The organism is Streptomyces sp. CA-210063 (assembly GCF_024612015.1).
In the GTDB taxonomy this organism is placed as follows: domain Bacteria; phylum Actinomycetota; class Actinomycetes; order Streptomycetales; family Streptomycetaceae; genus Streptomyces.
Genome location: NZ_CP102512.1, coordinates 9,112,069 through 9,124,047 on the forward strand (window position 1 = coordinate 9,112,069; position 11,979 = coordinate 9,124,047).

The 11,979-nt window shown below is 72.5% G+C and carries 12 protein-coding genes; 6 read left to right on the top strand and 6 right to left on the bottom strand.

Going from position 1 to position 11,979, the window contains the following annotated elements:
* Window positions 1–50 precede the first annotated feature (50 nt).
* The 3 genes from JIX56_RS39910 to JIX56_RS39920 form a co-directional block, all read right to left on the bottom strand.
* Complete coding sequence (locus tag JIX56_RS39910) at window positions 51–518, bottom strand: NUDIX domain-containing protein (protein ID WP_257548315.1); 468 nt, start codon at window positions 516–518, stop codon at window positions 51–53.
* Window positions 515–2,053, bottom strand: coding sequence for an ATP-dependent DNA ligase (locus JIX56_RS39915; RefSeq protein WP_257548317.1), 1,539 nt, complete (start codon window positions 2,051–2,053; stop codon window positions 515–517). Before JIX56_RS39915 ends, JIX56_RS39910 begins: the two co-directional genes overlap by 4 nt.
* A 131-nt stretch (window positions 2,054–2,184) precedes the next feature.
* The gene (locus tag JIX56_RS39920) at window positions 2,185–3,114 is read right to left on the bottom strand and encodes an NAD(P)/FAD-dependent oxidoreductase (RefSeq protein ID WP_257548319.1); all 930 of its coding nucleotides are present in this window, start codon (window positions 3,112–3,114) and stop codon (window positions 2,185–2,187) included.
* Window positions 3,115–3,225: 111 nt separating this feature from the next.
* On the opposite strand from JIX56_RS39920, the gene JIX56_RS39925 reads away from it, so the two are divergent.
* The 6 genes from JIX56_RS39925 (at window position 3,226) to JIX56_RS39950 (ending at window position 8,526) form a co-directional block, all read left to right on the top strand.
* Window positions 3,226–3,816, top strand: a complete 591-nt coding sequence (locus JIX56_RS39925) for a helix-turn-helix domain-containing protein (protein ID WP_257548321.1) — start codon at window positions 3,226–3,228, stop codon at window positions 3,814–3,816.
* Window positions 3,817–3,921: 105 nt separating this feature from the next.
* Window positions 3,922–4,899: an NADPH:quinone oxidoreductase family protein gene (locus JIX56_RS39930; RefSeq protein WP_257548323.1), complete on the top strand. Its 978-nt coding sequence runs from the start codon at window positions 3,922–3,924 to the stop codon at window positions 4,897–4,899.
* Window positions 4,896–6,077, top strand: coding sequence for an acyl-CoA dehydrogenase family protein (locus tag JIX56_RS39935; RefSeq protein ID WP_257548325.1), 1,182 nt, complete (start codon window positions 4,896–4,898; stop codon window positions 6,075–6,077). Before JIX56_RS39930 ends, JIX56_RS39935 begins: the two co-directional genes overlap by 4 nt.
* Window positions 6,074–7,150, top strand: a complete 1,077-nt coding sequence (locus JIX56_RS39940) for an acyl-CoA dehydrogenase family protein (RefSeq protein ID WP_257548326.1) — start codon at window positions 6,074–6,076, stop codon at window positions 7,148–7,150. Before JIX56_RS39935 ends, JIX56_RS39940 begins: the two co-directional genes overlap by 4 nt.
* A gap of 184 nt (window positions 7,151–7,334) precedes the next feature.
* Window positions 7,335–8,204, top strand: coding sequence for a phosphatidylinositol-specific phospholipase C/glycerophosphodiester phosphodiesterase family protein (locus JIX56_RS39945; protein WP_257548328.1), 870 nt, complete (start codon window positions 7,335–7,337; stop codon window positions 8,202–8,204).
* Window positions 8,205–8,331: 127 nt separating this feature from the next.
* Window positions 8,332–8,526 (top strand): hypothetical protein, encoded by a 195-nt coding sequence (locus tag JIX56_RS39950; RefSeq protein WP_257548330.1) that lies wholly within the window; start codon window positions 8,332–8,334, stop codon window positions 8,524–8,526.
* A 177-nt stretch (window positions 8,527–8,703) separates the two neighbouring features.
* Here JIX56_RS39950 and JIX56_RS39955 read toward each other — a convergent pair whose 3' ends face one another.
* From JIX56_RS39955 to JIX56_RS39965, 3 genes are read right to left on the bottom strand one after another with little or no spacing between them, the layout of a single operon-like run.
* Window positions 8,704–9,933: a phosphodiester glycosidase family protein gene (locus JIX56_RS39955; RefSeq protein ID WP_443031946.1), complete on the bottom strand. Its 1,230-nt coding sequence runs from the start codon at window positions 9,931–9,933 to the stop codon at window positions 8,704–8,706.
* Window positions 9,934–9,990: 57 nt separating this feature from the next.
* Window positions 9,991–10,365, bottom strand: a complete 375-nt coding sequence (locus tag JIX56_RS39960) for a DUF779 domain-containing protein (protein WP_257548339.1) — start codon at window positions 10,363–10,365, stop codon at window positions 9,991–9,993.
* Window positions 10,366–10,424: 59 nt separating this feature from the next.
* Entirely contained in the window at window positions 10,425–11,939 is a 1,515-nt protein-coding gene (locus JIX56_RS39965) for an alginate lyase family protein (RefSeq protein WP_257548341.1), read from the bottom strand.
* Between the last annotated feature and the right edge of the window lie 40 nt (window positions 11,940–11,979).

The following is an 11,979-nucleotide window of genomic DNA, read 5'->3' on the forward strand; positions in this document are numbered from 1 at the left end:
CGGGCTGCACTTCGACCTTCCCGCGCCGTGGTGGCCACCGCAACGCGGGCTCAGCCCGAGTGCTCCATGAGCCGGTCGAGAAACGCGGCCTGCGCCTTCACGATCACCGCCCGGGCCCGCTCCAGGTCCAGCCACTCCACCCGGTCCAGCTCAGGGAACTCCTGCACCTGCCCCGATCTCGGCGGCCACTCCATCCGGAAGGTGCCCGGCACGACGGTCACCGGGTCGAGATCCGCCTCGATCGCCCAGGCCGTGACGAGCTTGCCGTTCGACTGCCGCACCTCGCCCAGCGGTACGGCCTCCCCGTCGGGCGGCGGCAGCCCCAGCTCCTCCTGGAACTCCCGGCGCGCCGCCTCCCAGGCGGGCTCGTCCGGCTCATACTCGCCCTTCGGCACGCTCCAGGCCCCCGCGTCCTTCCGCGCGAAGAACGGGCCGCCCATATGGCCGAGCAGCACCTCGACGCCGTGCTCGGTGCGGCGGTACAGCAGCAGACCGGCACTGCGTCTGGGCGTCGTCAACGGGTCACCTCGGGGTGCGCGGCGAGCAGGGTCTCGACCGTATCGGCCTCCGCCGGGGTCTTGTCCTCGCGATAGCGGACCACGCGGGCGAAGCGGAGGGTGACGCCGGCCGGGTAGCGGGTGGAGCGCTGCAGGCCGTCGTAGGCGATCTCGACGACGAGTTCGGGGCGTACGGTCACGCCCCAGCCGTGCTCCTCCACGGCCAGCTCCCTCAGCCGCTCGGTCTGCCAGCTCAACAGCGCGTCGGTCATGCCCTTGAAGGTCTTGCCGAGCATGGCGAAGGACCCGTCGGCGGTGCGGGCGCCCAGGTGGAGGTTGGAGAGCTTGCCGGTGCGGCGGCCGTGGCCCCACTCGGCGGCCAGGACCACCAGGTCGAGGGTGTGCACGGGCTTGACCTTCAGCCAGGAGGCCCCGCGCCGGCCCGCGCTGTAGGGGGCGTCGAGGGCTTTCAGCACGACGCCCTCGTGGCCCCGGGCGAGTGTGTCGGTGAGGAACCTCTCCGCCTCGGGGAGGTCGTCGGGGCCGGCCACGAGGGTGCGCCTGACCCGCACCGGTTCGGGGACCAGACGGGCCAGTTCGCTGTGGCGGTCGGTGAAGGGCAGGTCGAGGAGGTCGTGGCCGTCGACGGAGAGCGCGTCGAAGAAGACCGGGGAGACGGGCACCTGCCCGGCCACCGTCGCCACGTCCACCCGCGAGCCGACCCGCCCGGCGGTCTCCTGGAAGGAACGCGGCCGTCCGTCCTCGTCGAACGCGATCACCTCCCCGTCGAGGATGAACCGCTCGCCCTTCAACGCCAGGGCCGCGGCGGTGAGTTCGGGCAGCCGGTCGGTGATGTCGTCCAGGGTGCGGGTGTACAGCCGTACGTCGTCGCCGTCGCGGTGGACCTGGACGCGGATGCCGTCCAGCTTCTCCTCCACCGCGCACGCGCCCAGCTTCGCCACGGCCTCCGTGACCGAGGACGCGCTGTGCGCCAGCATCGGCAGGACGGGCCGGCCGACGGTGAGCCGGAACCCTTCGAGGGCCGACGGGCCCTCCGCCAGCAGGGCCTGCGCCACGGTCTGGAGCGATCCGGCGAGCATCACCGCGCGGCGTACGTCGGCGGCGGGCGCGCCGGTGGCCCCCGCCAGCCCCTCCACGGCGACCGCTTCCAGCGCGCCCTGCCGGACCTCGCCGGTGAGCAGCCCGAAGAGGTACCGCTGTTCGTCCTCGGTGGCCGCCGCCAGCAACTCGCCCACCAGGCGCCTGCGTTCGGCCTGCGAACCGGCGCCGGTGGCGCCGCCGATCGCTGTCAGCCGGGCGTCGACCTCACGCACGGTGAGGGTGGGCTCGGTGGCCGGCGGGATCTGCTGGTTCAGGACCTTCCAGCCGATGCCCAGGCGGCCCTGCGGCAGTCGGCCCGCGAGATACGGGATGACGATCGGTACGTCCGCCGCGTCGGCGTCCCGGAACAGGTCGGCGAGCAGGGCGGTCTTCCGGGACCGGGCCGAGGTGGCGGCGACCTCCTGCGACACGCGGGCGAGGCGGGCGAAGAGCATGCAGCCATGCTCCTACGGAGTTTCGCCGGGCGCCTATTGGGTGGGGGCTGTGTGTGGTTCGGCGGGTGCGGGTTCGTCGTGGCTTGTCGCGCAGTTCCCCGCGCCCCTCGAAGGCCCTTCGGGCCGATCGATCAGGCCGTGTCCAGGTCCGTCATCAGGAGTTCTCCGTTGATCGTGGCGCCCGCGCGGTAACCGGCCGACGCCGCGTTGATCACCTGTTCGGAGAAGCCCATCGCGTTGCCGGCCGCCCAGACGCCGGGGACGGTGGTCAGGCCGGTCGGGTCGACCAGGGGGTACGAGCCGAACGGGGTCTCGTTCAGCTTGGCGCCCAGTCTGTCCAGCAGACCCGTCTGCGGGATCGGGCGGGGAGCCGTGAACAGCACGGAGCGGGCGTGCGTCGTGCCGTCCGCGAGTCGGACGCCGGTGAGGCGGTCGTCTTCCACGACGAGGCTCGCGACCTCACCGGGGACCACGGAGACCCCGGCCGCGGCGAGGCGGCGCAGGTCGTCGTCGGAGAGTTCGGCCTCGGTGACGGTGTGCAGGAAGAGGGTCACGTCCTTGGACCACTGGGAGACCATCAGGGCCTGGTGGACGCTCATCGGGGTCGTGGCGAGTACGCCGAAGGGCTCGTCGCGGACCTCCCAGCCGTGGCAGTACGGGCAGTGGAGGACGTCCCGGCCGAAGCGCTCGGCGACGCCGGGGACGGCGGGGAGTTCGTCCTTCAGGCCGGTGGCGACGACCAGACGCCGGGCGCGCACCGCTCGGCCGTCCGCGAGGGTCACGATGAAGGTCTGTCCGTCCTCATTCCGGGTGGCGTCCACCGCCCGGCCCCGGACCAGGTCGACGCCGTACCGGGCGATCTCCTCCCGGCCGACGGCCAGGAAATCGGCCGGCGGCATCCCGTCCCGCGACAGATAGCCCTGCATGTGCGCGGCGGGCGCGTTGCGGGGCTCGCCCGCGTCGACGACCAGGGTGCGGCGCCGGGCCCGGCCGAGGACCAGGGCGGCGGAGAGTCCGGCCGCGCCGCCGCCGATGACGATCACTTCGTACTGCTCGGTCATGGTGACCACCTCCACGACGAGAGTCGCCCGAGCCCTGCGGCATTGACAAACACCTTTGCCGAAACTGCAATATCGGCATGAGTGAGGGAGAGCATGGGTGAGGAGAGCGGGATGAGCGAGGGGACGGACGAGGGGACGGACGAGGTTCTCGCCGGGGTCGGGCCGCGGCTGCGCCGGATCCGCAAGGAGCGGGGAGCGACGCTCGCCGGGCTGTCGGAGGCGACCGGGATCTCGGTGAGCACCCTGTCGCGGCTGGAGTCGGGGCTGCGCAAGCCCAGCCTGGAACTGCTGCTGCCGATCGCGCGGGCGCATCAGGTGCCGTTGGACGAGCTGATCGGGGAGCCGCCGGTCGGCGATCCCAGGGTCCGGTCGAAGGCGATCGTGCGGCACGGGCGCACGTACTGGCCGCTCACCCGGCAACCGGGCGGTCTCCAGGCCTTCAAGGTCCTCGTGCCCCAGTCGCAGCAGGAGCCGGAGCCGCGCACCCACGAGGGCTACGAGTGGCTGTATGTGATGTCCGGGAAACTGCGGGTCGTGCTCGGCGAGCATGATGTGGTGATGGTCGCCGGGGAGGCCGCCGAGTTCGACACCCGGGTCCCGCACTGGTTCGGTTCGACGGGGGAGGGGCCGGTGGAGTTCCTCAGTCTGTTCGGGCCGCAGGGGGAGCGGATCCACGTACGGGCCAAGCCCGCGCGGTCGTGACGCACGCTCCTGGTCCCCGGCTGTTCCCCGGAGGGCAAGCGACCGCTTAGTATGCAGTGGAACAGTCGACCCCGGTCCGACGAAGCAGTCCCGTGGAGGCACCGCATGCAGGCATGGCAAGTGCACGAGAACGGCGAGCCGAGCGAGGTGATGCGGCTCCAGGACGTGGAGCGGCCCACTCCCGGTGACGGCCAGGTCCTGCTGAAGGTGCGCGCCGCGAACATCAACTTCCCGGACGCGCTGATGTGCCGGGGGCACTACCAGGTCAGGCCGCCGCTGCCGTTCACCCCGGGCGTGGAGATCTGCGGCGAGACCGAGGACGGCCGCCGGGTCATCGCCAACCCCGCGCTGCCGTACGGCGGTCTCGCCGAGTACGCGGTCGCCGACGCCGCCGCTCTGCTGCCCGCGCCCGAGGCGCTGGACGACGCCGAAGCCGCGGCCCTGCACATCGGCTACCAGACGGGCTGGTTCGGCCTCCACCGCCGGGCCCGTCTCGAAGCCGGGGAGACCCTGCTCGTCCACGCTGCCGCCGGAGGGGTCGGCAGCGCGGCCGTGCAGCTCGGCAAGGCGGCCGGCGCGACGGTCATCGGTGTCGTCGGCGGCGCCGACAAGGCCGCCGTGGCCCGGGAGTTGGGCTGCGACGTGGTGGTCGACCGGCGGAGCGAGGACGTCGTCGCCGCCGTTAAGGAGGCCACCGGAGGCCGGGGCGCGGACGTGATCTACGACCCCGTGGGCGGCGAGGCCTACACGCAGTCGACCAAGGTCGTCGCCTTCGAAGGGCGCATCGTGGTCGTCGGCTTCGCCAGCGGGACGATCCCCAGCCCCGGCCTCAACCACGCCCTCGTCAAGAACTACTCGATCCTCGGTCTGCACTGGGGCCTGTACAACACCAAGAACCCGAAGCTGGTCCAGCACTGCCACGAGCAGCTCACCGAACTGGCGGCCCGGGGCGTCGTCAGGCCGCTGGTGAGCGAGCGCGCGCCGCTCGACGGGGCCGCGGCCGCCGTGCAGCGCGTCGCGGACGGCGTCACCACGGGCCGGGTCGTCGTAGTGCCCTCGCTGGAGAACGGAGCCGCCGCATGACCGACGCAGCTGAACTCAGGCGCCGCACCGCCGAGTTGCTGGCCGCGTATCCGCCCGCCACCACCGACCGCGTGGACTTCCTGCGTGCCCGCTTCGACGCGGGGCTCGCCTGGGTGCACTACCCCGAAGGGCTCGGCGGCCTCGGCGCCCCGCGCTCCCTCCAGGCCGTGGTGGACGCGGACCTGGAGGCGGAAGGCGCCCCCGACAACGACCCGCGGCGCATCGGTATCGGCCTCGGCATGGCCGCGCCGACGATTCTCGCCTACGGCACACAGGAGCAGAAGCGCCGGTACCTGCGGCCGCTGTGGACCGGCGAGGAGGTCTGGTGCCAGCTCTTCAGCGAGCCCGGCGCCGGCTCCGACCTCGCCGCGCTCGGCACGCGTGCCGTTCGTGAGGGCGACGAGTGGGTCGTCAACGGCCAGAAGGTGTGGACGTCCAGCGCGCACATCGCCCGCTGGGCCATCCTCATCGCCCGCACCGACCCGGACGTGCCCAAGCACCGCGGCATCACCTACTTCATCTGCGACATGACCGACCCGGGCGTCGAGGTCCGGCCCCTGCGCCAGGTCACCGGTGAGGCCGAGTTCAACGAGGTGTTCATCACCGACGTGCGGATCCCGGACTCACGTCGCCTCGGCGAGGTCGGCGACGGCTGGAAGGTCGCGCAGACCACGCTGAACAACGAACGCGTCGCCATCGGCGGTATGCGGCTGCCCCGCGAGGGCGGCATGATCGGCCCGGTCTCCAAGACCTGGCGCGAACGCCCCGAACTGCGCACGCACGACCTCCACCAGCGGCTCCTGAAGCTGTGGGTCGAGGCCGAGGCCGCCCGGCTCACGGCGGAGCGGCTGCGCCAGCAGCTCGTCGTCGGACAGCCCGGCCCCGAGGGCGCCGGCATGAAGCTCGCCTTCGCCCGCCTCAACCAGGAGATCAGCGGCCTGGAGGTCGAACTCCGCGGCGAGGAAGGCCTGTTGTACGACGACTGGACCATGCGGCGCCCGGAACTGGTCGACTTCGTCGGCCGCGACGCCGGCTACCGCTACCTCCGCTCCAAGGGCAACAGCATCGAGGGCGGGACCACCGAGGTCCTGCTGAACATCGTCGCCGAGCGCGTCCTGGGCCTGCCCAGCGAGCCGCGCACCGACAAGGACGTCGCCTGGAAGGACCTCGCCCGATGACGGATCTTCTCTACTCCGAGGAGGAAGAGGCCCTCCGCGCGGCCGTCCGCGATCTGCTGGCCGACCACTGCGACGCGGCGGGCGTCATCGCGCGCGTCGAGTCGGACGCCCCGCACGACCGCGAACTGTGGAAGCTGCTCGCCGACGGCATGGGCCTCGCCGGGCTGCTCGTCCCCGAGGAGCAGGGCGGCCAGGGCGCCACGCACCGCGAAGCCGCCGTGGTCCTGGAGGAGTTGGGGCGTGCGGTCGCGCCGGTGCCGTTCCTCACGAGCGCCGTCGTCGCCACCGAGGCCCTGCTCGCCGGTGGCGCCGACGACCTGCTCGCCGACCTGGCCTCCGGCCGGAAGATCGGCGTCCTGGCCGTCGCTCTGAACCTCCCCGCGGGGAGCGCCTACAAGGTCGTACGGTTCGAAGACGGCGCCCTGCACGGGGAGTTGACCGGCATCGCGGACGCGGCCGTCGCCGATGTGCTGCTGGTGCCCGCCGACGACGGCGGCCTGTACGTGGTCGACGCCTCGGCCGCGACCGTCACCCCGCAGGTGTCCCTGGACCTCACCCGGCCGCTGGCCGAGGTGGTGCTCGACGGGGCGCGGGGCCGTCTCCTCGGGGACGCCGAGCCCGCCGTACGCCGTGCCCTGCGGGCCGGAGCCGGGCTCCTGGCCTCCGAGCAACTCGGCCTCGCGGACTGGACGTTGACCGAGACGGTCCGCTACCTCAAGGAGCGCAAGCAGTTCAACCGGCCCGTCGGCGGCTTCCAGGCGCTCAAGCACCGCCTCGCGCAGCTGTGGCTGGAGATCGTCAACCTCCGGGCGGCCGCCCGGAACGCGGCGGACGCGCTCGCCACCGGCAGCGACGACGCCGATGTGGCGGTCGCCGTCGCGCAGGCGTTCGCGGCGCCCGTGGCCGTGCACGCGGCCGAGGAGGCGCTGCAACTGCACGGCGGGATCGGCATGACCTGGGAGCACCCGGTCCACCTGTATCTGAAGCGGGCGAAGGCCGACTCGATCGCGTACGGCACGGCGGGCGCCCACCGGGCAGCCCTCGCCGAACTCGTCGACCTCCGAGCCCCCTGACGTACGACCGGAGAAGAACAGGGAAAGCCCGCCCCACCTGGGGCGGGCTTTCGCATGTGCGCACAGCGACGCAGGTGAACGAACGACGGCGGTCCGGCCAACTCCCCGCACGGCCCTGCTCATCGGCCTCTTCCGGCTCGCATACTCGCTGAGTCCGTAACCGGCCCCACCCGGAAGGCAGAGCATGGCCCTCACCACCCGCCGCAGAGCTCTCACCACCCTCGGCGCCGCCCTCGCGGGCGCGGTCGCCCTGCCCGGCACGAGCGCGCTGGCCGGCGAACAGAAGCACCGCCCGCGCCCGCTGTGGCGCGCCCACGCGCACAACGACTACGAGCACCCGCGCCCCCTCCTCGACGCCCTCGACCACCGCTTCGGCAGCGTCGAGGCCGACATCTTCCTCGTCGGCGACCAGCTGCTCGTCGCCCACGACGCCGCCGACCTCGACCCCACCCGCACCCTCGAATCCCTCTACCTGGACCCGCTCGCCGCCCGCGTCCGGACGAACCACGGTTCGGTGTACCGGGGTCACCGCAAGCCGCTGCAACTGCTCATCGACCTCAAGACCGAGGGCGCGTCGACATACCTCGAACTCGACCGCCATCTGCGGCGCTACCGGAACCTGTTCACGACGTACGCGCACGGCCGGGTGTACCCGGGCGCGGTCACGGCCGTGATCTCCGGGGACCGGGCCGCCCGGGTGCCCATGGAGGCGCAGAGCGTGCGGCGCGCCTTCTACGACGGCCGGCTCGCCGACCTCGTCAGCGCGACGCCCGCGCCCGCCTCCTTCATCCCGCTGATCTCCGACAACTGGACGCTCAACTTCACCTGGCAGGGCGTCGGCCCGTTCCCGGACACCGAGCGCGCGAAGCTGCGCCAGATCGTCTCGACGGCCCACGGACGCGGGCAGAGGGTGCGGTTCTGGGCGACGCCCGACGTGGCGGGCCCGGCCCGGGACGCGCTGTGGGGCGAACTGGTCGCCGCGGACGTGGACCACCTCAACACGGACGACCTGGCGGGCCTCGAAGCCTTCCTGGACGCCCACCGGTCGGCGTAGACCGGTCCGGTCAGGACACGTTCGACACCACTCGTTCGGCGGACACGTCAGCCGCACGGACGAACCCTCCGCTACGCCACACTTACGGCCGAATGCCGCGAAGTGGGCGTGGCGGAGGAGGTTGACGATGGCCATTTCCATCTCTGTGGTGCTGCTGCTCGTGATTTTGACGGTGATCTTCCTGCGCAACGGCGCGCTGAAGTTCTCGCACGCCGCCGTCTGTGTGCTGCTCGGCTTCTACATGGCGAGCACGAGCCTGGCGCCGACCATCCACAACGGCCTCACGGCGACGGCGGACATCGTCAGCACGCTGAAGCCGTGAGTGGGGGCGGGGGCGCCTAGTAGCTCGGGGCGTGCTGTGTGTCGGCGGGTGCGGGTGGTGTGTGGTTGCTCGCGCAGTTCCCCGCGCCCCTTGAAAGCCCCGGGCGCGACCCAGGCCGTCAAGGGGCGCGGGGAACTGTGCGACCAGCCCCCACCCACCCGCGGCCGAAGAACTCGCTCAGGGTTTCGTGAAGACGCCGATGCCGTTCGGCACGGCCCGCTCCGTGCCGTCGGTCGGATGGTTCCGTACGGTGACGGCGCTCGCGCCCGGGGCGCGGGCGACCAGGGTGCTCGATCCGCCGCCGTCCAGGCTGAAGGCGTCGACGGCGCCCAACCCCCGCATGGTGTCGGCGACTTCCGCGATGGTGAGCCCGGTGCGGTAGGCGGCGGCGCCGTCCAGGGCGAGCAGCAGAAGACGGTGACCGTCGTCGGCGACGCCGGCGGCCGTCCGTACCGCCGAGGTCGTGCGGTCGAGGCCGGGGAGCGGCAGGCCGCCCCGGAGGACCGGGTAGCCGCCGAGCGCGAAGGCGTACGGGGTCCTGGTCGACGACGCGACGAGGCGGTGCCGTACCTCGACCGGGTCGCCCGGGGAGAGTGCGCGCAGCCGCTGGGCGCCCGCCTCGCGGCCGACGAGGACGGTGGTGCCGGACTCGATGGCGCCACTGCCGGGGGTGCCGGCCGTGCGGACCACACGGCCTCCCGAGACCACCACCTCGTGGGTGTCGGCGCTGCACGGCGCCGCCCGGTCGGTGTCCGTGCCGCAGACGGCCCGCAACCGGGACACCTCACCCCAGTCCGCGGTGAACGCCCCGACGGAACCGACCGGCAGGGCGTACTGGTTGAGGCCGCCGAGCGGGAGAGCGCCCTCGGCGGTGGTGACGGAACCGTCGAGGGCGATGCTGTCGAGGCGGGCCGTGCCGTCGGCCGTGACGCCGAGCACGTCCTTGGTGCTCGTGCCGGGCGGCAGGGCCGGGCCGAAGCGCTGGCCGTTCGGGACGGCGGCCTTGAGCGCGTGCCCCTGGGCGATCGCCGGGCCGACCGACGCGCCCGTGGCCGCGACACCGGGATGCTGGGTCTCGGTGATGTTGAAGAAGTCGCCGTTGACCCCTGCCACGGCGCCCGCCGAGGTGGCCAGCCGGGACACGGTCGCCCGCGCGGCCACCTTTCCCGGGTACAGCAGCCCGACGCCCACCTGACGGCTGCGCAGATCGACGCTCAGCACATGGGCGTGCGCCACACCCTTGGCCGCCCGGATGTCGAACTCGGTGTACTCGATGCCCGGCGCGACGACGACGGCCCCGGGCGCGCCACTGGCCGGTGCCGCCCCCACGAGGGCCGCGCCGGCCAGCACACTCCACGCCGCGAGAACCGTCAGTACCGTTCTGAACCGTCCACCACGACGCGTCACGATGCCCCCTGATGTCTCGTCAACCGTCCCAGGACTCAGGGGAAGTGCACCAGACGACTACCGGCCGGGCGGTTGCCCCGCCTCGACGACGCGGGAACGGATGAGGAAACGCACTCCTTCGGGTGCCTCCAGGGAGAAACCGCTGCCCCGGCCGGGTACGACGTCGACGATCAGCCGGGTGTGGCTCCACACCTCGTACTGGTTGCGGGACATCCAGAACCCGACCGATTCGTCGACCCCGTCCACGTCCAGCTCCGCGAGGAGGACGTCCGAGTCGCCCGTCCGGAACTCGCCGGCGGGGTAGCACATGGGGGCGCTGCCGTCGCAGCAGCCGCCCGACTGGTGGAACATCAACGGGCCGTGGGCCGCCCGCAGCCGCCGCAGAAGATCGGCGGCCGCGGGGGTCAGCTGTACGCGCGGGACCACATCCATGGCCGCAGTGAACGCCTCGCGAGGTTGCGAGGACGTTGCGTGCCCCGGGGGATGACCGGTCAGCTCTCCGGCCGGCCGCCCGCGCGGTTGCGGCGGCGCAGCAGGAGCAGGCCGCCCGTGAGGGCCGCGACGCCGCCCGCGGCGGTCCAGGCCGGGAAGTCGGAGGTGCCGGTCGCGGCCAGGTCCTCGCCCCGGCCGCCCTGGGCGCTCGCGGAGGCGGACGGAGAGGCGGACGAGGTGCCCTTCTTCGAGGTGCCCTTCTTCGAGGTGGCTTCGGACCCCGAGCCGGACCCCGATCCGGACGCGTCGGTGGACGCCGACGGTGACGCGTCCACCTCGGCGGGCGTGGCCTTGTCGCGGGTGAACGCCAGGGTGCCGAAGCCCAGTTGGTCGAAGCCGCCGCTGTTGGGGCCGTAGTCGCCGCCACCGCCCTCGGGGGCCGCCTTGGCCGCGATACGGGTGACGTACGAGGCGTCGAGGCCCCGGCGCTTGGTGTAGTGGTTGGCGATCATGGCCCAGATCGGGCGCATCGTGTTCGGGTCGACGCCGGCCGCCCGGGACGCGGTCTCCCGGCCGGACCAGCCGTTGATCGCGCCCTTCGCGCGGGTGTTCGCGGTGTAGGAGACCTGGCCGCCCATGCTCCACTTGGCCACGTACTGGGCGCCCTTGAGGAAACGGTTGTCGTCGTAGCCGTACAGGTCGATGCCCTGGTTCCAGGCCATCTCGCAGAAGGTGCCCATGAGGCCGACGCCCAGCAGGGCGTGGCCCTGGTCGCGGCCGGACTCCAGCCACTCGGCGAGGCCGTCGTCGTGCACGACGGGGATGGCCTTCTTGACCGCGCCGAGGCCCTCGCCGTTCTTGAAGTAGTCGACGGCGCGGGCGACTTGGGCCTTGTCGTCGCAGAAGATGCCGGTGGCCAGGACGCAGGCCATGTTGGCGAGGTCCCAGTTGGGCCAGTAGTTCGTGATGACGGCGCCGTTGTGCCTGACCAGGAAGTCGTCGCTGACCTCGGCGAAGACCCCGCTCAGCATCTCCTGCAAGCGGCCGAGCTCGAAGTCCGGGTGGTCGCGGACGAGTTCTGCGGCGTTGGCGATCTGGTAGCCGTACAGCCCGGCGGCCAGGAAGCGGTCGGCGTTGCCCGCCAGCGAGGTGAGCTTCGCCGACCAGGCGTTGAGGATCGCGACAGCCGTGTCGGCGTAGGCGGAGTCGCCGGTGACGTGGTGACGGAGGCCGTTCTGGTAGGCGGCGTGGACGTCGTTGTAGAGGGTCACGTAGTTCTGGCCGGTGCCGCCCCGGACCACGGTCGCCTGCGGGTTGGCCTGCCAGCCGCTCTGCGCGTGCCGGTTGGCGGTCAGCTTCGCGAAGCCCGCCGTGTAGGGCTCGGCGCCCGCCTTCACCTTGGCCGCCATACGGGCCAGGTCCGTCCTGGTGTGGAGCAGACCGGGGTGCGCGTAGGCGCCGCCCGCCGCCGCGGCCGGCGTCGCCACCGCGCCCGTACCGACGCCGAGTCCCACCGCGCCTGCGGCGATACCGGCGATCTTCAGCGTGCTCCGGCGGCTGATCTGTGCTGTCACGTGGGGGTCCTCGGGTCTCGGGTACGGGTCGCAGGTCGTG

Bases quoted from the DNA above. Each gene is read 5' to 3' on its own strand.
- JIX56_RS39920 (WP_257548319.1), bottom strand. From the start codon at position 3,114: ATGACCGAGCAGTACGAAGTGATCGTCATCGGCGGCGGCGCGGCCGGA.
- JIX56_RS39925 (WP_257548321.1), top strand. From the start codon at position 3,226: ATGAGCGAGGGGACGGACGAGGGGACGGACGAGGTTCTCGCCGGGGTC.
- JIX56_RS39940 (WP_257548326.1), top strand. From the start codon at position 6,074: ATGACGGATCTTCTCTACTCCGAGGAGGAAGAGGCCCTCCGCGCGGCC.
- JIX56_RS39945 (WP_257548328.1), top strand. From the start codon at position 7,335: ATGGCCCTCACCACCCGCCGCAGAGCTCTCACCACCCTCGGCGCCGCC.
- JIX56_RS39930 (WP_257548323.1), top strand. From the start codon at position 3,922: ATGCAGGCATGGCAAGTGCACGAGAACGGCGAGCCGAGCGAGGTGATG.
- JIX56_RS39915 (WP_257548317.1), bottom strand. From the start codon at position 2,053: ATGCTCTTCGCCCGCCTCGCCCGCGTGTCGCAGGAGGTCGCCGCCACC.
- JIX56_RS39950 (WP_257548330.1), top strand. From the start codon at position 8,332: ATGGCCATTTCCATCTCTGTGGTGCTGCTGCTCGTGATTTTGACGGTG.
- JIX56_RS39935 (WP_257548325.1), top strand. From the start codon at position 4,896: ATGACCGACGCAGCTGAACTCAGGCGCCGCACCGCCGAGTTGCTGGCC.
- JIX56_RS39960 (WP_257548339.1), bottom strand. From the start codon at position 10,365: ATGGATGTGGTCCCGCGCGTACAGCTGACCCCCGCGGCCGCCGATCTT.